Raw genomic sequence first — 18,777 nt, 5'->3', positions numbered from 1 at the left:
TCGACCTCGGTGGGTAGGTGGGCGAAAAAGCTGCGGATCACCCGCACATGCCCATCGCCGATCAGTCCTTCACGTTGCGCCGCGGCCGTCGCGGCGAGTTGCGGGGCCAGCGGTTCTCCGGTCAGCGCCCGACGCTCACCCAGATCCTCGGCCTCGGCGATGCGCCGCCCGGCCTCGGCCTTGGTGATCCGCAACCGATCCGCCAGCGCGCAACACAGGTTGCCGCCCAACTCTGCCGGCGTGGCCTGCGCATCGAGTTGATTGATCAACGCGTGCTGCGGGGCGCGCAGCCGACGCGCCGCGCGTTCCAGCTGTTCGAGGGCGGCCAGTCGTTCCGGGGCGGTCAACACATCAAAGGACAAATCGCACAGCCGCTTCAGGGCGCCGTTGAACGCGTCGAAACCCTCGACGATCTCCTCACGACTGCTCGAACTCATGTTCGAAAGACTACGCCAGCCCTCCGACAAGAAAAGCGGGCGTGAAACCCCTGAAACCAAAGTGACACAAGTGGTTTCAGCCGCTATGGCGTGCCGTTCGTGCCAGGGGCGCCGAAGAACCCGCCCAGGCCACCGGTGCCGCCTTGCCCGGTGGCGCTTCCGTTGCCGCCGTTGCCGCCGAAACCGAATATCGACTGGGTGGTGGAGCCGTTCATCGTCAGCACGGCGCTGCCGCCATTGCCGCCGTTGGCGGGGCCGGCGCCGGTACCGGCGTTGCCGCCGGTGCCACCTTGACCGAAGAACCCGAGGGCGGCGCCGCCGTCGCCGCCGTTGTTGAAGCCGTTGCCGACAGGGGCGGCGCCGCCTTGCCCGCCGTTACCGCCGATGGCGCCGCCCAGCGCGGCGGCCAGGCCGCCGGCCCCGCCGGTGCCACCGGTGCCAAGGGGCGCAGCGCCGCCGACGCCGCCGGCACCGCCGCCCGCAATGCCGAACACCGTGGCTGCCGTACCGCCGGCGCCGCCGGCCCCAGCGAACCCGGGGCCGGTGACGGCACCGCCGGCCCCACCGTTGCCGCCGATGGTGGCGCCAAAGCCGATGAAGTCGGGGGCCGCGGCGGCTCCGCCGGCGCCGCCCGCGCCGCCTGTGCCGCCGGCAGCGGCACCGGCGCCGCCCAGGCCGCCGGCACCCCCCTGGGCCAAGTCGATTCCGAAGAAGCCACTGGAGCCGCTGTTGCCGCCGGCGCCGCCCGCGCCACCGGTAATTGCACCGGCGCCGCCGTGCCCGCCGGCGCCGCCGAGGGTCAAGTCGATCCCGACAGGGCTGCGGGCGAAGCCCTGGCCGCCGGCGCCGCCTGCGCCGCCGAACCCGGCGGACACGGCGTCTCCGCCGGCGCCTCCGGCCCCACCGAAGCCGGTGAAGAGGCCGGTTCCGTTACCGCCAGCCCCGCCGGCCCCGCCGGTACCCCCGGCGGCGGTGGCGGCGCCGCCAGCCCCGCCCGCTCCGCCGATGCCCGAGAGGAAGCCGGACTCACCGCCGGCGCCGCCGGCCCCGCCGAAGCTGCCGGCGATGGGGCCGCCGCCCCCGCCGGTCCCGCCGGCGCCGCCGGACCCGATCAGGAACGCCCTGCCGCCGGCACCGCCGTCACCGCCGATGTTGCCCAAGGTTGCGGTCCCGCCCATCCCGCCGGCGCCACCGTTGCCCCACAGCCACCCGCCGGTGCCGCCGGCGCCGCCCGCGAAGCCGGGAGAACCGGTCCCGCCGGCCCCACCGGTGCCGATGAGGCCCGCGGGGCCGCCGGCGCCGCCAGCCTGCCCGGTCGCACTACCCGAGCCACCGTTGCCGCCGTTACCCCACAACAACCCGCCTGGCCCGCCGGGCGCCCCGGTGCCGGCCGCGCCGTTGGTGCCGTTGCCGATAAGCGGGCGACCCAACAGCAGCTGGGTGGGGGTGTTGATTGCCCCGAGCGCGTCTTGCGCAATGGTCTGCAGTGGGTTCGCGCTGGCCGCCTCGGTTGCCGCGTAGGCGCCGCCGGCGCCCTGCAGGAGCTCGATGAATTGGCTGTGAAACAGCGCGGCCTGAGCGCTGAGCGCCTGGTACTGGGCGGCGTGGGTGGAGAATAAAGCGGCGATCGCGGTCGACACCTCATCGCTCGCGGCGGTCAGGAGGCCGGTGGTGTTGGCCGCCGCGGCCGCATTAGCGGTACCCAGCGTTGAGCCGATGCCCGCCAAATTCTCCGCCGCCGTCGCCACCGCGTCCGGAACTGCAACCACAAACGACATTTGCCAACCTCCAGATCATCCGCCCTGAGCGGATGTTAGAGGTTTCGTGCCGCCAGTTAGACGTTGTTGCAACAATTCAAAGCTGTTTCCCAGCCGCACCCAAGCGGACAACAATGAAACAACCGCGCATTTGCGGCGTCCGGGCGAACCGGAGGTTAAAAAATATCGTGGCACCCATACTCACGGCATGCAGCGGATTTCTGCTGGGCGTTTTGTGGATGGACCTCATCTTCGATGTCCAGGTCCTGCAAAATCGAAGCGGTGACGAGTTGCCGGAGCCGGTGCTCGCTTCGATCGCGGGCTACTACCATCGCGCCACCACCACGTCGCGGCCGATGAGCCGGCTGATCGCCCTGGTCATGCTGATCTTGTTGGCGGCGTTGGGCTTTCAGGCCGCCCGGGGGCACGATCCCGGATGGCTGCTGGCGACCTCGGCGGCGCTCGCCGGTGTCCCGATGGCGCTGGCGCTGACGCGCACGGTCCCGGCCGCCGTTCGGCTCGGGCACCAGGCGGACGGTCCGGCCGAACAAACGCGTCTGGCGCGAGCGGTCTGCCGCGACCACCTGGTCTGCTTCGGCGGCATGCTGGCGTTCCTGGTCTTGTGGACCACCTGACGCGCCGCGATACGTCGTAGTACAAACGCGCTGGTCGGGGGCGGCTGGCCACGTCAACGCCGTCCGTACTAAACTAGAACACGTTTCAGTTCCTTTCGCATCTCTTTACAACAGGTCAAGCTTCCAGGAGTAGGCATGCACACCGCGATTTGCGACGAGCTCGGCATCGAGTTCCCGATCTTCGCCTTTACCCACTGCCGCGATGTCGTGGTGGCTGTCAGCAAGGCCGGTGGTTTCGGCGTGCTCGGCGCCGTCGGCTTCACGCCCGAGCAGCTGGAGATCGAACTCAACTGGATCGACGAGAACATCGGCGACCATCCCTATGGCGTCGACATCGTGATCCCGAACAAGTACGAGGGCATGGACTCGCACCTGTCGGCCGAGGAGCTGGCCGACACGCTGCGCAAGATGGTGCCGCAGGAGCACCTGGACTTCGCCAAGAAGATCCTGGCCGATCACGGCGTGCCGGTCGATCACGCCGACGAGGACACCCTGCAACTGCTCGGCTGGACCGAGGCGACCGCCACCCCGCAGGTCGAAGTGGCGCTGAAACACCCGAAGGTGGCGATGATCGCCAACGCGCTGGGCACTCCCCCGGCCGACATGATCAAGCACATCCACGAATCCGGCCGCAAGGTGGCCGCGCTGTGCGGCTCGCCGTCGCAGGCCCGCAAGCACGCCGACGCCGGGGTCGACATCATCATCGCCCAGGGCGGCGAGGCCGGCGGCCACTGCGGCGAGGTGGGCTCAATCGTGTTGTGGCCGCAGGTCGTTAAGGAGGTCGCGCCGGTGCCGGTGCTCGCGGCGGGAGGGATCGGCAGCGGCCAGCAGATCGCCGCGGCCTTGGCCCTCGGAGCCCAGGGCGCGTGGACGGGTTCGCAGTGGTTGATGGTCGAGGAAGCCTCGAACACCCCGGTTCAGCAGGCCGCGTACGCCAGGGCTTCCAGCCGCGACACCGTGCGCAGCCGTTCGTTCACCGGCAAGCCGGCCCGGATGCTGCGCAACGACTGGACCGAGGCGTGGGAGCAGCCGGACAACCCCAAGCCGCTCGGAATGCCGTTGCAGTACATGGTTTCCGGCATGGCCGTGCGCGCCACCAACAAATACCCGAACGAGACCGTGGACGTCGCGTTCAACCCGGTCGGTCAGGTGGTCGGCCAGTTCAACAAGGTGGAAAAGACGTCGACCGTCATCGAGCGGTGGGTGCAGGAGTACCTCGAGTCGACAAACAGACTGGACGAGCTGAACGCCGCGGCCGCCGTCTGACGGCGGCTACTCGACGACTTCGTCGACCTCGTCACTGCCGGGGCCGGTGAAGACCTCTTTCGTCCGGTCCACCGCATAGGTGCCGATGTCGATCGAGTTCTGGACGATGCCGCTGGCGCCGCCCGCGAGGTCACCCCGGATGATGTCGCTGGCGTGTTCAACGATGTCGGAAGCCTTTTCGACTGCATTGGTGGCGATGTCGCGGACTGCGTCGACCGCGTCCTTGGGATTGAAGCCCATCGGAATCTCCTTTAGTCGCGGGGTCTTTGGTACAACCCTAGTGGCGATCGCGGTCGCGAGCGCGGCGTAGCCGGGCGCTGCGGGTCGCCACCATCGGCTCTAGTGGCGATCGCGAGCGCGGCGTAGCCGGGCGCTGCGGGTCGCCACCATCGGCTCTAGTAGTTGACCAGAGTGCGCCAGTAATCCTCGGGAATCTCGGCGCCGGACCGCAATATCCGTGCCAGCCCGATGGCCATCGCGATACCCAGGAGGCCTAGCCACAATCCGGCCACCGCGATGACCCCCCAAAGCACCGCGGTGACCGCCGGCCACGGCGACAACACAGCGAGCACCGGCGCGAAGAAGAAGCCGGTCCCGACGTACCAGGCGGAACCCGCGCGATCCGACGCGAGGACGAAGCGCAGCCAGCGCGGGACCGGTGCTTCGGGGGGCCGAGCCTGGCTCATCGCATCAGCCGGTCATGACGATGGTGGGAAGAACCCTGCCCCGGTGAACCATCCCTCTTGCCACCCTTTGTCGCCGAGGCAGAGCATGGGCAGGCCGCGGTCCGACTGTGCGGCTGCCTGCGGGCCCGGGCACTTCGCGCCGGCCTGCTGCACCCCGTACAGCGGATAGGAGATGACCCAGTAGCCGGTGGTGGCCGCGGGGAACTGGTTCGGCGGCGGGAAGTGGCACGCCTCCGCCTGGCCACTGGGGCCCCGCCCGAAGATGAAGCGCTCGTAGTTGTCGCAAGGCGCGCCCAGCGAGGCGTCGTAATTCATGTTCGGCACGTCGCCGTCGTAACCTGCGGCGGCGCACGGCGCCAGGCCGATCGTGATGCCCGCTATCGAAGCGGCGCTGAGCAGTTCCCGAATCATGTTCCACCCCACCTGTCGCCGGTGACCAGGACCAAAGCATATCCGCCGGTCAAACACGCCGGTAGGTGCAGATCAGCACCCCAGTTCCCGTCGTCGTCGCCGACACCAGCTCGAGAGCGCGCGCCCGTCCGTCGTCCGGGAACGCCCGCTTGCCGCCGCCGAGCAGGATCGGCTCGAGCATCAGCCGGTACTCGTCGACGAGGTCGTGCTCGATCAGCTGCGCAGTCAGCGACGCGCTGCCCATCACCTGCAGCGCCCGGCCGTCGCGGGCGCGCAGTTCCCGGATCGCGTCGATCGCGCCCGTTGCGTCCGTGGCGGGCAGCAGGGTCGAGCCCGGCCAGTTGAGGTCGCCTTGAGTAAGGGTCCGGGACGCCACGTACTTCGGGATCTCGTTCATCCGGTCTGCGAACGGGTCACCCGCCCGGCTCGGCCAGGCGGCGGCCATCGTCTGCCAGGTGCGCCGGCCGAACAACAGCGCGTCGGTCTCGGCCAACAGCTCGGAGACGGCCGGACCCATGGTCTCCGGTTCGAAGTACGGCATCGACCAGCCGCCGTGTGCGAATCCCCCGTCGCTGTCCTCGCCCTGGCCGCCCGGCGCTTGGACGACTCCGTCCAGGCTCATGAAATGGCTGGCAACGATGCGCATGTGCTCCCTCTCGGTCGGTCGGCCTCTGCTACCGGTACAGACCGGCGGTGCCCGCGAAACTCATCGGCGGTGAACACGTTGCAATTCGGCCCGGCGATCTTGCCGCAATCCTTCCCAACCGTGGTGTAGCAGTGGTTTATTTGGCACAAAGAAGACGACTAGACGACTTCGTATGAAGGAGCGGACCTTGTCAGCATCGAAGACAACCACCGAGCCGAATCTGCCGCCCGGATTCGATTTCACCGACCCGGACATTCACGCCGAGCGGCTGCCGGTGGAGGAGCTGGCCGAGCTGCGCCGAACCGCACCGATCTGGTGGAACGAGCAGCCGATCGGGGCCGGCGGGTTCGACGACGGCGGGTTCTGGGTGGTGTCCAAGCACAAGGACGTCAAGGAAATCTCGCTGCGCAGCGACGTCTTCTCCAGCCTGCAGAAGACCGCCCTGCCGCGCTACAAGGACGGCACGGTCGGCGAGCAGGTCGAGCGCGGCAAGTTCGTCCTGCTCAACATGGATGCGCCGCAACACACCCGGCTGCGCAAAATCATCTCGCGGGCCTTCACGCCGCGCGCCATCGAGCGCCTGCGCGACGACCTCGCCGACCGTGCCCGGCGCATCGTCGAGGAAGCCGCCGCCGAGGGTCGCGGTGACTTCGTCGAGCAGGTGTCGTGCGAGCTCCCGTTGCAGGCGATCGCCGGGTTGATGGGTGTGCCGCAGGAGGAACGCAAAAAGCTCTTCCACTGGTCCAACGAGATGGTCGGCGACCAGGACCCCGAGTTCGCCAACAACGACGCCATCACCGCTTCTGTCGAACTCATCACGTACGGCATGCAGATGGCCGCCGACCGGGCGAAGAACCCTGGAGACGACCTCGTCACCAAGCTGGTCCAGGCCGACATCGACGGTCACAAACTCTCCGACGACGAGTTCGGCTTCTTCGTGATCCTGTTGGCTGTGGCCGGCAACGAGACGACCCGCAACTCCATCACCCAGGGCATGATGGCCTTCACCGATTTCCCCGACCAATGGGAGCTGTTCAAGAAGGAGCGCCCCGGCACCGCGGCCGACGAGATCGTCCGGTGGGCCACCCCGGTGACGTCGTTTCAGCGCACCGCGTTGGAGGACTACGAACTGTCCGGCGTGCAGATCAAGAAGGGCCAGCGGGTGGTGATGGTCTACCGGTCGGCCAATTTCGACGAGGACGTGTTCGACGACCCCTTCACCTTCAACATCCTGCGTGATCCGAACCCCCACGTGGGATTCGGCGGCACCGGCGCGCATTACTGCATCGGGGCCAACCTGGCGCGCATGACCATCGACCTGATGTTCAACGCGATCGCCGACGGCATCCCGAACCTGGAATCGATCGGCAAGCCCGAACGGCTGCGGTCGGGCTGGCTCAACGGGATCAAGCACTGGCAGGTCGACTACCACACAAACGGGGCGAAATCCCCTGCCGCGCACTAGCGTTAACCGCATGGCCACCCACCGAGCTGTTCACGTAAAGTCCGCGGGCGCACCGCTGGAACTGGTCGATGTCGAAACCAAGCCACCGGGCCCCGGTGAGGCGCGGCTGACCGTCAACGCGTGCGGGATCTGCGGCACCGACGCACACTTCGTTGCCGGCAACTTCCCGGGCATGACGTGGCCGTTGACCCCCGGGCACGAAATCGCCGGAACGATCGCCGAACTCGGTGCCGGTGTCGAGGGTTTCGCGGTCGGCGATCGCGTCGCGGTCGGGTGGTTCGGCGGGTGCTGCTACCACTGCGACCAGTGCCGGAAGGGTCACTTCATTCATTGCGAGAACGGCAAGGTCCCGAGTTACCAATATCCGGGCGGCTATGCGGAGTCGGTCACCGTCCCGGGCAATGCGCTCGCCCGGATACCGGCGGGGCTGTCCGACGCGGAAGCCGCGCCGATGGGCTGCGCCGGCGTCACCACCTACAACGCGTTGCGTCATACGAAGGCGCTGCCCGGCGACCGGGTCGCCGTCCTCGGCGTCGGCGGGCTCGGTCACCTCGGGGTGCAATTCGCCCGGGCGATGGGTTTCGAGACCATTGCGATCGCCCGAGGCGCCGGCAAAGAGGAGGACGCCCGCAAGTTGGGTGCCCACCACTACATCGACTCCACCGCCGCCGATCCCGCAGAGGCGCTGAAGGCGCTGGGCGGGGCGGCGGTCGTCCTGGCGACCGCGGGCAACTCGCCGGCGATGGCCGCAACCGTCGGCGGGATATCGCCACAAGGCGAGCTTGTCACCATCGGCGTCACGCCCGAACCGTTGCCGATCAGTCCCATTCAGCTCATCACGCCGGGGGTCAGCATCGTCGGGCATCCCTCCGGCACCGCGAAAGACGTTGAAGACACAATGCATTTCGCGGTTGTGTCGGGCGTTCGGGCATGGATCGAGGAGCTACCGCTGGCGCAGGCCGCCGAGGGCTACGCGGTTTTGGAGCAGGGACGAGCTCACTACCGCACCGTTCTGACGATGTGACGACGGTCGCGGCGTGACCGACCTGTGGACCCTGACCGCATCCGACGGGGAGCTGCTGGTGCGCACCGGCGTCGCGGGCAGGGCGGCGCGGATGGGCCACCGGCTCACCATCGCGATGACGCGCTGGGAGGCCACGGTGGCCTGGGCCTCCGGCGAACCGGTCACCGCCGAGCTGACCGTCGACGTCGACTCGTTCGAGGTGCTGCGCGGCGAGGGCGGGGTCAAGGCGTTGTCCGGGCCGGAGAAGGCGCTGGTGAAATCGAACGCGCTGAAGTCGTTGGGCGCCAACCGCTATCCCGAGATTCGATTTATCGCGGACACAATCGAGAAGAGCGGGGGCGGGTACCGCCTTACCGGAAAGCTGCACATCCACGGGCAGTCCCGAAAGCACGTAATCGATTTGAGCACAGATGATCTCGGTCACCACTGGCGGATGACCGTCGAATCGCGGGTTCGCCAAACCGATTACGGCGTCAAGCCGTACTCGCTGCTGATGGGCTCGGTGCGCGTCGACGACGAGGTGACGGTGTCCTTCAGCGCCGATCACGCCAAGGACGGCTGAGCCCCGGCGGCGCGCTAGGGCGTCGGCGTGTGCGGCGCCGCATCACCGGCGTCACCGGGGATGTGCTCGAGCACCCGGGTCAGGTAGGGCTGACGGTCGTTCGAGTCCGGCTGCTGCTCGCCTGGAGCACCTTGCTGCTCCCCTCCGGCTCCCGACTCCTGGACCGGTTCGCCGGCGGGCACCTTCGACTGCGGGGCGGGCGACGCCGCCACCGGAGGCGGAGCGGGAGCGGGCGCGACGGCCTCGGCGATCTGCGGCGGCGGCGCGTGCACGACCCGCTTGCCGGGCGCCGACTCGCTGGCCGGGGCGAGCTGGATGCCCAGGGCAAGCGACAGCGACGAGACGAAGGTGATCGCTCCCGCGGCCAACGCGGTCACGGCGCCTGCGTAGGACAGCTTGCGGGGCCGTGCCTGGGGCGCGGCGGCCGGCTCGCTGACGTGCGCCACCAGTTGATCGTCGGTGAACTCGGTGCTTCGGGCCGCGGCCAGCGCCGCGCCGCGCGCGACCGTCACCTGCGCCATCGTCTGCGCGAAAACCGGTACGGGCAAGGTCTTTTCGAGCTGCCACGAGAATCCGTCGACGTCGCTGCCGCCACCGACGACCACCACCCCGCCGGGCCGCCAGCCGGTCGGTCGTTCGAACATCCCGCTCAGCCAGGAGGTCAGGCCGTCGAAGCCGCCGCGCACGTGCTTCACGGCCGTCTGGGTCTGGCCTCCATGGGTGTCGACCATCACGACCGTGGCCCACTCGTGGTCGAGGATGCAGACGGCGGTCTGCTCGTACCCGATGACGGGGGCGATCGCGAGAGCCAGGGTCTCGACCGCCTCGAGCAACCGGATGGGCACCACGTTGTCGAAGCCGGCGTCGGTCAAGGCCTCCAACAGCAGCGCCGCCTGCGCGGACGCGTCGTCGTTCCAGGTCAGCCCGATGACACGCACCCGTCGTTCGCCGGCCGACGCGCGCGCATCCACCCGCAATACCTCGTCCGCCACTTGCTCCGCGGCATCCAGGGCGCGGGCGCCACGGCCGGCGCGCAGGCTCAACTCGCGATGGTCCAGGATCGTGCCGTCTGCGCCGTGTCCTTCGGCCAGGACCCACCCGAGGGTGGTCGGCGTCAGCGATAGCCCCAGTACCGTATCCAAGTCTGCACCTCAATCGGTCCCAGACCTCCTACGCCCTCGGCCGCACTCACGCACCGAAAAATGCTGGCGCGGCGGTTCATGAGGGCCGGAACGGACCGGGATTGCGTGGTCTCCATCGGCTTGCTCCGTGAGAGCCTACGCGGTCCGCGCAAGTTCGGCTCGCCCCGGTTCCGAATCCCCGTCAAACCCGCACGCGAACGCGTCGAAGCCGACGATCGCGCCCGAGCCGGCCGGGAAAACGGCAGGTGGCGAGCACCGGGGGATTTCAACGGGACCGCCGTTTTACGGCCTCGAAAAATTTACGGCGCCCCGGGCGTCGAGCATTCACCGCCCGCAATCGAACGCGTGGGCGACCAACCCCGACACTCCGGGCGCCCCCGGAGTATGTCGCGCGGTCCCGATGGAAATCGACGTTGCCATTTCCGATCGCAAGTGCGGTGTTCCCTTAAGTCGGATGCCGCCCGCTGCCCCGGCCCGCCGCGCTCATCAGGGCCCGCTGCCTCGGTGTTTCCCGCGCGACGGCCGCGAACCGGCGGTCGCCGGGCTTCCACGGTCGGGTCGTGGCGATCGCCATATCCACATTGCGAAATTCGGCCCAAAACCGATATGAAACTGAGACACCAACGCGTCCCGATCGACATTTGGACTAATCACCCGGTAAATTCCTGCCTTGAGATCGCGATCACACGTACGGATAAGGGGCAGGTATGACAGACGTGAGCGAGAAGATCCGGGCCTGGGGGCGCCGGCTTTTGGTCGGTGCGGCGGCGGCTGTCACCCTCCCAGGCCTGATCGGTCTTGTAGGGGGGTCGGCGACTGCGGGAGCGTTCTCGCGCCCGGGTCTGCCCGTCGAGTACCTGCAGGTTCCGTCCGCGTCGATGGGCCGCGACATCAAGGTCCAGTTCCAAAGCGGCGGAAGCGGCTCGCCCGCGGTGTACCTGCTCGACGGCCTGCGGGCCCAGGACGACTACAACGGCTGGGACATCAACACGCCCGCATTCGAGTGGTACTACAAGTCGGGTCTGTCGGTCGTCATGCCGGTCGGTGGGCAGTCCAGCTTCTACACCGACTGGTACCGCCCGGCGTGTGGGAAGGCCGGCTGCTCGACCTACAAGTGGGAGACGTTCCTGACCAGCGAGCTGCCCGGCTACCTGTCGTCGCAGCGGAGCGTCAAGCCGAACGGCAGCGCCGCGGTCGGCATCTCGATGGCGGGTGCGTCGGCGATGAATCTGGCGAACTACCACCCGGGTCAGTTCATCTACGCCGGTTCGCTGTCCGGCTACCTCAGCCCGTCCACCGGGCAGGGCTGGATTGGCCTGGCGATGGGCGACGCCGGTGGCTACAAGAAGGAAGACATGTGGGGGCCGGACAACGACCCCGCGTGGCAGCGCAACGACCCGTTGGTCAACGTCAACCTGCTCGTCGAGCACAACACCCGGCTCTGGGTCTACTGCGGTAACGGGACCCCGAACGAGCTGGGCGGCGCCAACTTGCCGGCGACGTTCCTGGAGAGCAACTTCATGATCGGCGTCAACAAGAAGTTCCAGGACGCCTACAACGCTGCGGGCGGCCACAACGCCGTGTTCAACTTCCCCGCCTACGGCACGCACAGCTGGGAGTACTGGGGAGCGCAGCTCAACGCCATGAAGGGTGACCTGCAGAGCAGCTTGGGCGCCACCCCCGGAGGCGGCGGCTAAGCTCCTGACCCGCCAGAGGTTCCGCTACTGCGCCTGACGACAACGCCAGGCGCAGTAGCGCGTTAAGGGCCCTTGAGTCGATCGGTGACGTCGGTCCACGCGGTCGCGTCGGTGCGGTGGTTGTTCATGTTTCGGCACTGGCCGTAGACGCGCAGGACGCCCACATTCGGGGCCTCGGTCTGCCGATACACGATCGCCGTGACGGCGTCCTTGGTGAGGGACCGGGCGAACACGTGGTCGTTGGGTGGTAGGCCCTCGGTCCAGCCGTGGCCGGCGAGCGTCGCCGCGAGGGTCGGGAAGTAGGCCTCGGGTTGCGTATCGGCGGGCAGCGCGAAGGTCAGGTAGATCGCGCCCTGGTACGGGGGCTCGTCGCGGTTTTTGCACGACATCAACGTGTAGCCCGCCGACGTCGTCCGCAGTCCGGTCAGGGTGACGATTTGTCTGGTTGCCTCGACGGCCTGGGCCTGCGACTGGTCGTCGCTGACCGGGTTGGCGGGATGGTCGAGAACATCGGAGGTCGTCGTGTGCAGCCTATCCACCAACAGGATGGCCCCGCTCATGAGCAGCGAGGCCGTCAGCGCGGCCGCGATCAGCGCGCGAACCTGCGTCGTGCGCAAACATTCTGACGACGACTGCGACATCAGTGCCCAGGCTAACTTGGGAGAGAATCAGATTCATGGTCATGACCGGCACTCGCGTGGCGCGCCTCGTACTGCCCGGCACGCTGGCCGTCCTGCTGCTGGCGGCGCCGGTCGCACGGGGCGACACCGGCGGCCCGCTGATCGGGTTGGTCGACGCCTCCGCGCAGCGGCTCCAGGTCGCCGAGCCGGTGGCCGCCTTCAAGTGGAATACCGGCGGCGCCATCGAGGACCCCGGCCGGGTCCAGCAGGAGCTCACCAAACTGGGCGCCGAGGCGAGCGCCGCGCGCGTCGACCGGAATTACGTCACGCGCGTCTTCGGCGATCAGATCAACGCCACCGAGGCAATCGAATACAGCCGGTTCGCGGACTGGAAGCTGAACCCGTCGGACGCGCCGGCCGCGGCGCCGGACCTGTCGGAGTCGCGGTCGACGATCGATGGCCTCAACCACACGATGCTGACCCAGATCGTGGCCGGCTGGGAACTGTTGCACTCCCCCGGCTGCGCCACCGAGCTGGACGCGGCCCGAAGCGAAGTCGCACGCGCCCGCCAACTCGACGGCCTTTACCAACAAGCCCTTTCGCTTGCGACCAAGTCGTATTGCCAGGGCTAATTTAGCCATTTCTCACCATTCTCTAAACCTCTGATTTCGCTGCTCAGCGGCCCAATTTCCCTGCTAGACGGCTTATCTCGCGACCTTTTCGAATCGGTAACGCTTCGGACACGCCCCGCGAAATCCCTGGCATGAGAAAACTCTGCAAGCCTCTCGTCACGACCGCCATCACCGGCGGGTTCGTTGCAGCATCGCTGAGTTCCTCCGGCGTCGCAGGCGCCGCTCCCGGCGCCCCCAACTGGGACGCGGTCGCGCAGTGCGAGTCCGGCGGCAACTGGCACGCCAACACCGGCAACGGCGAATACGGTGGGCTGCAATTCAAGCCGGGCACCTGGGCCGCGTACGGTGGCGTCGGCAACCCGGCGGCCGCGTCCAGGGAAGAGCAGATCGCCGTCGCCAACCGGGTTTTCGCGCAAGACGGACTCGACCCGTGGCCCAAGTGCGGCTCGGCCTCCGGCCTGCCGATCGCGATGTACACGCACCCGGCGCAGGGCATCAAGCAGATCATCAACGGGCTTATCCAGGCCGCCATCCCGCACTGACGAAAACGCGCCCTATGAGCCTGGGCGAAGCTGTGTTTGGATCAGCGCATGGAAGGTTCGGCGACTGTTCACATGGCCGCGCCCGCGGACAAGATCTGGGATCTCATTGCGGACGTGCGCAACACGGGACGGTTCTCCCCTGAAGTGTTCGAGGCGGAGTGGCTGGGTGATGCGACCGGCCCGGCGCTCGGCGCCCAGTTTCGCGGCCACGTCCGGCGAAACGAGATGGGACCCGTGTACTGGACGACGTGCAAGGTCACTGCCTGCGAGCCCGGCCGCGAGTTCGGCTTTGCGGTGATGCTCGGCGACCGGGCGGTGAACAACTGGCACTACCGGTTGGCGCCCGGCGACGGCGGCACCGACGTGACCGAGTCGTTTCGGCTCAATCCCGCGCCCTGGCTGGGCATCTATTGGTTGCTGGGCGGATTTCTGCGGAGAGGACGCAACATCCGCGATATGACCAAGACCCTCAACCGGATCAAAGACGTGGTCGAGGCGGGCTGACGGGACGTGAAATCGGTTTTCATCACCGGCGCGGGCAGTGGCATGGGCCGCGAGGGGGCGAGGCTTTTCCACGGCAAGGGTTGGCGGGTCGGCGCCGTGGACCGCAACGAGGACGGCCTGACGACGTTGCGCTCAGAGCTGGGTGACGACCGGTTGTGGACGCGCGCCGTCGACGTGACGGACAAGGGCGCGCTGGAGGCCGCGCTGGCGGAGTTCTGTGCCGGCAACGCCGACGGCGGGCTCGACATGATGTGGAACAACGCCGGCATCGGTGAATCCGGCTGGTTCGAGGACGTGCCGTACGAGGCCGCGATGCGCGTCGTCGAGGTGAACTACAAGGCCGTGCTGACCGGCGCCTACGTCGCGCTGCCCTACCTGAAGAAAAGCCCCGGCAGCCTGATGTTCTCGACGTCGTCGTCCGCGGGCACCTACGGGATGCCGCGCATCGCGGTCTACTCGTCGACCAAGCACGCGGTCAAAGGGCTGACCGAGGCGCTGAGCGTGGAATGGCAACGGCACGGTGTGCGCGTCGCCGACGTGTTACCGGGTTTGATCGACACCGCCATCCTCACCACGACCACCAACCATTCGGACGACGGCGGGCCGGCGATGTCCGGCGAGGACGTCCGCGCGAGTGCGCCGAAGAAGGGCATGATGCGGCTGATGCCCGCGAGCAGCGTCGCGGAGGCGGCCTGGCAGGCCTACCACAATCCGAAGCGGCTGCACTGGTACGTGCCGAAGAGCATTCGCGTGATCGACCTGCTCAAGGGTCTGAGCCCGGAGTTGGTGCGGGGCCGCATCGCCAAGGCCCTGCCGGCGCTGATGCCGAAGCAACGGTGAGGGGGGTGGCATGGTGCGAAACCGTTGGATCGCAGCCGTTTTGGTCCTGATCGCGGGGACCGGCGTGGCGGGTTGCGGGCAGCCGCAGACGGTGCCCCGGAAAGCCGCGCGGGTGACCATCGGGGGCGCCACCCAGACGACGCGACCAGCCGCGTGCAGCCAGACCCAGTCGTACCGGACCCTCGACATCGGCGATCACGATGCCCACGTCGAGGCGGTGGTGATACTCAGCGGCTACCGGGCCATCCCGCAATGGGTGAAGATCCGCAACTTCGGCGGGTTCACCGGCAGCTTCTGGCAGGGCGGGGTCGGTGACGCGCACGCCGACCTGACCAACAACGCCTACACCATTACCGGCAGCGCCTACGGCATCAGCAGCAGCGATCCCAACAAGACGGTGACCACCGACTTCAAGATCATCGCGGAGTGCTGAGCGCTCCGACGAATTCGGCCTACGCTGGGTCCAGACCACCCGAGCTGATGGAGGCCCCGTGAAGGAGAGACTGCACTGGCTCGTGATGCACGGGTTCATTCGTGGCGTTGCCGCGATCGGCATGCGGCGGGGCGACCTGCAGGCCAGGTTGATCGCCGACCCGACGATCGCGAATGATCCGGTTCCGTTCTACGAGCAACTGCGCGCCCGGGGACCGCTGGTGAAGGGCCGGGTGAACTACCTGACCACCGACCACGCCCTGGCCCACGAGCTGCTGCGGTCCGACGACTTCCGCGTGGTGAACATGGGCTCGAACCTGCCGGCGCCGCTGCGTTGGGTGGAACGCCGCACCCACGACGATCTGCTGCATCCGCTGCGCGCACCGTCCCTGCTGGCCGTCGAGCCGCCGGACCACACCCGCTACCGCAAGACGGTGTCGGCCGTGTTCACACCGCGGGCGGTCGCCGCGTTGCGCGACAACGTCGAGCGCACCGCGACCGACCTGCTGGAACGGCTGACCGGCCAGTCCGGCGTGGTCGACGTCGTCGGGCGATACTGCTCGCAGCTTCCCGTCGCGATCATCAGCGACATCTTGGGGGTCCCCGAGCGAGACCGCCGCCGCGTCCTGGAATTCGGGGAGCTCGCGGCGCCGAGCCTGGACCTCGGCCTGCCCTGGTGGCAATACCGCACCGTGCAGAAAGGGATCGTCGGGTTCAACGCCTGGCTCGCCGATCACCTGCGCGAGTTGCGGCGCGCCCCGAGTGACAACTTGATGAGCCAGCTGATCCAAACGGCTGAAAGCGGTTCCGCCGAAACGCATCTCGACCCGGACGAACTGCAGGCGATCGCCGGGCTGGTGTTGGCCGCGGGCTTCGAGACGACGGTGAACCTGCTGGGCAACGGGATCCGGATGTTGCTGGACGCGCCCGAGCATCTGGCGACGTTGCGTCGCCGACCCGAGTTGTGGGCAGGCGCCGTCGAGGAGATCCTGCGCCTGGACTCGCCGGTACAGCTCACCGCGCGGGTGGCGCTGCGCGACGTGGACGTGGCCGGCATGCGGATCAAACGGGACGAGTTGGTGGTGATCTACCTGGCCGCCGCCAACCGGGATCCGTCAGTGTTCCCCGATCCCGACCGCTTCCACATCGAAAGGCCAAATGCGGGAAGACATCTCGCGTTCTCCGGGGGGCGCCACTTCTGCCTGGGGGCCGCGCTCGCGCGTGCTGAGGGGGAAGTCGGGCTGCGGACGTTCTTCGACCGTTTTCCCGAAGTGCGGGCGGCCGGCACCGGAAGCCGGCGGGACACGCGGGTGCTGCGCGGGTGGTCGACGCTGCCGGTGGTGCTGGGGCCGGCACGATCGATGGCGCCGGTGGACGCCTGAGGGGCTAGCGGCGCCGGCGGCGGCGCCGGCCCGGCCAGCTTCTGTTGCCGGAACAGGCCGCGACGAGCGTCGTGGGGGCCGCCGTCACGGCGACGAGCGCCAGCCTGCGGATGGCTTCGCGCCGGGTCAGCAGGCCGTCGACCGGATCGGCCCCGACCTCCTCGGAGGTATCGCGCTGCGATGTCACGTCGCCAAGTATGCGGCAAAGCCGCAGCCGACAACGGGATTTGTGCGCGGTGGACTCCGGCGACCGCGATCAGCGCCTTGGCAAGCGCGCTCATCACGGCGCCAGGTAGCGGCCGAACCAATCCAGCAGCCGCTGCCAGGCGTCGGCCGCCGCTTTCTCGTTGTAGCGCGGACCGGTGTCGTTGAAGAAGGCGTGGTCCGCGTCGGGCTCGACGACGATCTCGTTGACCAACCCGGTTCGGTCAAGGGCGGCTTTCGCCGCGGCCTGCGTCCCCGTGACCCGGGCGTCGAGGGCCGCGTAGATCGCCAGCACCGCGGCCTTCGATCCGGCGAAGTCGGGATTGGCCGGCAACGGACCGTAGAACGGGACGGCGGCCGACACCCCCGGAGCGCCGGAGGCCAGCAGCTGCCACACCAGTCCCCCGCCGAAGCAGAAGCCCACCACGCCGACCTTCTGGCCCGGGGCTCGCAGCTTCAGTTCCGCGACACCGGAATTCAGGTCGCGGGTGAACCGCTCCACCGCAATCGTGCCCAACGCGGCGGTGGCCTGCGCCGGATCCTGGAACGCGGCGGTGCCGCCCTCCTCCGACAACAGGTCGATGGCCAGCGCCGAATGGCCGGCCCCGGCGAGCCGCCCGGCCACCGACCGCACCCAGTCGGTCAGGCCCTTGTTCTCGTGAATGACCAGGACGCAGCCTTTGGATTCGGGTGCCTGTGCCCACGCCCCTTGCAGCTGGCCCTGCGGCCCGGCCCAGGTGATCGCGGTCGTCGGCTGGGTATTGGCCGCACCGGGCGGTTGCCCTGAGCCGGTTGACCTTTCGGGAACGGGGTGTTTCGCCGCGCAGGCCGAGATGAGCTCGCCGGCGGCGGCGGTCCCCAGGCCGAGCAGGGCCAGGCGCCGCAGGGTTTCGCGACGGGTCAGCAGCCCGTCGACGTGATCGGTCGCGATCTCCTCGGCGAGGTAGCGCCGCAGCGTGGTCACCCTGGCGAGTATGTCGAAAGCCGATGGTTGACACCTGTCCGGTAACCCGGTTTTATTTGCCGCTATGACAGAGGTTTCTGAGCTCGCGGTCGAGGATGTCGTCATCGGGATGTGGCAGGCTCTGTCGCGACGCGATTGGGATGCGGTCAAGACTTTCCTGGCCGATGACTGCCTCTACGTCGACATGCCGGTGCCCGCGTTGGCGGCGCGCGGCCCGGACGACATCGTGAAACGGCTCAAGATCGGGCTCGAGCCGCTCGCGGGCTACGAGAACCACGACGGCGTGCTGGTGTCCAACGGCTCCGACGTCATCTACGAGCATTCGGAGACTTGGACTTTCGCGTCGGGCGAGCGGGGCGTGCTCAGGTTCGTCACCGTCCACAAGGTCGAGAACGGCAAGATCACCGTGTGGAAGGACTATTGGGACATGCAAAGCCTCGTCGGCTTCGCGCCGCCCAACCACTTCGAGAATCTGGCGACCGCCGACACCAGCTGGATTTTCGACGCGTCGGCCTTGGTCTGAGGACGGTGTTCTTAGCGGGACCGTCGAAAATGGTTACCGCGCCGAATGACTCGTCGCGTGGTAGGTGTTAGGCGCGGCACCCGTCAGAGGTGCTCCATCAGGCGGGACATCAGCTCGTCCTCGAGAAAACTGCGCTCGTGCAGCGGGTAGGTCCGCGGCTCGGGCAGCCCGAGGTGAATGTGCCCGATCGCCGCGACAACCGCCGCGCCCGGCCAGTGGTGATGGGCCTCGGCGTCCGGCGCCGGAGGATCGGATTGCGGGTGGAATTTGGGCAGTAAATGCAGCATGGCGGATGCCTTCGGATCGTGGCCGGCTCCTACCGGTAGTCAAGCCTATTCAACACATGTTAGACAGGCATGATGGCGTCGGCAACGCCGATCGCCCAGCGCGAACGCACCGGACCCTC

General features: G+C 68.1%; 24 protein-coding genes. 13 read left to right on the top strand and 11 right to left on the bottom strand.

The genetic code is table 11. The annotated features are described in order from the left end of the window. A partial coding sequence (locus tag A9X00_RS15110; RefSeq protein ID WP_156772102.1) for a DUF222 domain-containing protein occupies positions 1-437 on the bottom strand: 437 nt, incomplete at its 3' end. Between the two features lie 83 nt (positions 438-520). Next, the gene (locus A9X00_RS15105) at positions 521-2,215 is read right to left on the bottom strand and encodes a PE family protein (RefSeq protein ID WP_067154668.1); all 1,695 of its coding nucleotides are present in this window, start codon (positions 2,213-2,215) and stop codon (positions 521-523) included. 167 nt (positions 2,216-2,382) lie between these two features. Here A9X00_RS15105 and A9X00_RS15100 point away from each other — a divergent pair, with 167 nt between their 5' ends. Continuing rightward, positions 2,383-2,829 carry a hypothetical protein gene (locus A9X00_RS15100; RefSeq protein ID WP_067154665.1) on the top strand — a complete coding sequence of 149 codons (447 nt, stop codon included), beginning with the start codon at positions 2,383-2,385 and terminating at the stop codon, positions 2,827-2,829. Between the two features lie 135 nt (positions 2,830-2,964). Beyond that, positions 2,965-4,095 (top strand): nitronate monooxygenase, encoded by a 1,131-nt coding sequence (locus A9X00_RS15095; protein WP_067154662.1) that lies wholly within the window; start codon positions 2,965-2,967, stop codon positions 4,093-4,095. Positions 4,096-4,101: 6 nt separating this feature from the next. Here A9X00_RS15095 and A9X00_RS15090 read toward each other — a convergent pair whose 3' ends face one another. From A9X00_RS15090 to A9X00_RS15075, 4 genes are all read right to left on the bottom strand, one after another. Further along, positions 4,102-4,335: a hypothetical protein gene (locus A9X00_RS15090; RefSeq protein WP_067154659.1), complete on the bottom strand. Its 234-nt coding sequence runs from the start codon at positions 4,333-4,335 to the stop codon at positions 4,102-4,104. A gap of 155 nt (positions 4,336-4,490) precedes the next feature. Further along, complete coding sequence (locus A9X00_RS15085; protein WP_067154656.1) at positions 4,491-4,781, bottom strand: hypothetical protein; 291 nt, start codon at positions 4,779-4,781, stop codon at positions 4,491-4,493. A 12-nt stretch (positions 4,782-4,793) separates the two neighbouring features. Beyond that, complete coding sequence (locus tag A9X00_RS15080) at positions 4,794-5,192, bottom strand: hypothetical protein (RefSeq protein WP_067154653.1); 399 nt, start codon at positions 5,190-5,192, stop codon at positions 4,794-4,796. A gap of 49 nt (positions 5,193-5,241) precedes the next feature. Continuing rightward, positions 5,242-5,838 (bottom strand): dihydrofolate reductase family protein, encoded by a 597-nt coding sequence (locus A9X00_RS15075; RefSeq protein WP_067154650.1) that lies wholly within the window; start codon positions 5,836-5,838, stop codon positions 5,242-5,244. 187 nt (positions 5,839-6,025) lie between these two features. Between A9X00_RS15075 and A9X00_RS15070 the strand changes: the two genes are divergently transcribed. From A9X00_RS15070 to A9X00_RS15060, 3 genes are read left to right on the top strand one after another with little or no spacing between them, the layout of a single operon-like run. Further along, entirely contained in the window at positions 6,026-7,303 is a 1,278-nt protein-coding gene (locus A9X00_RS15070) for a cytochrome P450 (RefSeq protein WP_232006826.1), read from the top strand. Between the two features lie 10 nt (positions 7,304-7,313). Continuing rightward, complete coding sequence (locus A9X00_RS15065) at positions 7,314-8,327, top strand: alcohol dehydrogenase catalytic domain-containing protein (RefSeq protein ID WP_067154644.1); 1,014 nt, start codon at positions 7,314-7,316, stop codon at positions 8,325-8,327. A 22-nt stretch (positions 8,328-8,349) separates the two neighbouring features. After that, positions 8,350-8,889, top strand: coding sequence for a YceI family protein (locus tag A9X00_RS15060; RefSeq protein WP_082975276.1), 540 nt, complete (start codon positions 8,350-8,352; stop codon positions 8,887-8,889). Positions 8,890-8,903: 14 nt separating this feature from the next. Here the strand turns inward: A9X00_RS15060 and A9X00_RS15055 are convergent, their stop codons facing one another. Next, positions 8,904-10,031, bottom strand: a complete 1,128-nt coding sequence (locus tag A9X00_RS15055; RefSeq protein ID WP_067154637.1) for a hypothetical protein — start codon at positions 10,029-10,031, stop codon at positions 8,904-8,906. A gap of 707 nt (positions 10,032-10,738) precedes the next feature. Here A9X00_RS15055 and ag85B point away from each other — a divergent pair. Beyond that, positions 10,739-11,728, top strand: coding sequence for a diacylglycerol acyltransferase/mycolyltransferase Ag85B (gene ag85B, locus A9X00_RS15050; protein ID WP_067154634.1), 990 nt, complete (start codon positions 10,739-10,741; stop codon positions 11,726-11,728). Positions 11,729-11,790: 62 nt separating this feature from the next. On the opposite strand, the gene A9X00_RS15045 is transcribed toward ag85B, so the two are convergent. Then, on the bottom strand, positions 11,791-12,369 hold the full coding sequence (locus tag A9X00_RS15045; protein ID WP_197515178.1) for a hypothetical protein: 579 nt from the start codon (positions 12,367-12,369) through the stop codon (positions 11,791-11,793). A 35-nt stretch (positions 12,370-12,404) separates the two neighbouring features. On the opposite strand from A9X00_RS15045, the gene A9X00_RS15040 reads away from it, so the two are divergent. The 6 genes from A9X00_RS15040 (at position 12,405) to A9X00_RS15015 (ending at position 16,680) form a co-directional block, all read left to right on the top strand. Beyond that, complete coding sequence (locus A9X00_RS15040; RefSeq protein ID WP_067154632.1) at positions 12,405-12,980, top strand: chorismate mutase; 576 nt, start codon at positions 12,405-12,407, stop codon at positions 12,978-12,980. 131 nt (positions 12,981-13,111) lie between these two features. Continuing rightward, positions 13,112-13,522 carry a resuscitation-promoting factor RpfC gene (gene rpfC, locus A9X00_RS15035; RefSeq protein ID WP_067154629.1) on the top strand — a complete coding sequence of 137 codons (411 nt, stop codon included), beginning with the start codon at positions 13,112-13,114 and terminating at the stop codon, positions 13,520-13,522. 30 nt (positions 13,523-13,552) lie between these two features. Further along, on the top strand, positions 13,553-14,026 hold the full coding sequence (locus A9X00_RS15030) for an SRPBCC family protein (RefSeq protein ID WP_197515179.1): 474 nt from the start codon (positions 13,553-13,555) through the stop codon (positions 14,024-14,026). Positions 14,027-14,032: 6 nt separating this feature from the next. Continuing rightward, positions 14,033-14,866 carry an SDR family oxidoreductase gene (locus tag A9X00_RS15025; RefSeq protein WP_067154622.1) on the top strand — a complete coding sequence of 278 codons (834 nt, stop codon included), beginning with the start codon at positions 14,033-14,035 and terminating at the stop codon, positions 14,864-14,866. Positions 14,867-14,876: 10 nt separating this feature from the next. Next, positions 14,877-15,299, top strand: coding sequence for a lipoprotein LpqH (locus A9X00_RS15020; protein WP_067154619.1), 423 nt, complete (start codon positions 14,877-14,879; stop codon positions 15,297-15,299). Positions 15,300-15,357: 58 nt separating this feature from the next. After that, positions 15,358-16,680 carry a cytochrome P450 gene (locus tag A9X00_RS15015; RefSeq protein WP_067154616.1) on the top strand — a complete coding sequence of 441 codons (1,323 nt, stop codon included), beginning with the start codon at positions 15,358-15,360 and terminating at the stop codon, positions 16,678-16,680. A 4-nt stretch (positions 16,681-16,684) separates the two neighbouring features. On the opposite strand, the gene A9X00_RS15010 is transcribed toward A9X00_RS15015, so the two are convergent. Together A9X00_RS15010 and A9X00_RS15005 are read right to left on the bottom strand one after the other, a co-directional pair. After that, the gene (locus tag A9X00_RS15010; RefSeq protein ID WP_067154613.1) at positions 16,685-16,867 is read right to left on the bottom strand and encodes a hypothetical protein; all 183 of its coding nucleotides are present in this window, start codon (positions 16,865-16,867) and stop codon (positions 16,685-16,687) included. A gap of 93 nt (positions 16,868-16,960) precedes the next feature. Beyond that, on the bottom strand, positions 16,961-17,848 hold the full coding sequence (locus A9X00_RS15005; protein WP_067154610.1) for a dienelactone hydrolase family protein: 888 nt from the start codon (positions 17,846-17,848) through the stop codon (positions 16,961-16,963). Positions 17,849-17,912: 64 nt separating this feature from the next. Here A9X00_RS15005 and A9X00_RS15000 point away from each other — a divergent pair, with 64 nt between their 5' ends. Further along, positions 17,913-18,371, top strand: a complete 459-nt coding sequence (locus A9X00_RS15000) for a limonene-1,2-epoxide hydrolase family protein (protein ID WP_067154607.1) — start codon at positions 17,913-17,915, stop codon at positions 18,369-18,371. 83 nt (positions 18,372-18,454) lie between these two features. On the opposite strand, the gene A9X00_RS14995 is transcribed toward A9X00_RS15000, so the two are convergent. Next, positions 18,455-18,658 carry a hypothetical protein gene (locus tag A9X00_RS14995; protein WP_067154604.1) on the bottom strand — a complete coding sequence of 68 codons (204 nt, stop codon included), beginning with the start codon at positions 18,656-18,658 and terminating at the stop codon, positions 18,455-18,457. Between the last annotated feature and the right edge of the window lie 119 nt (positions 18,659-18,777).

The organism is Mycobacterium sp. 1245805.9 (genome assembly GCF_001672915.1).
Classification (GTDB): domain Bacteria; phylum Actinomycetota; class Actinomycetes; order Mycobacteriales; family Mycobacteriaceae; genus Mycobacterium.
Note: the sequence above shows the minus strand (reverse complement) of the source record. Positions and strands in the feature narration are given on the sequence as shown.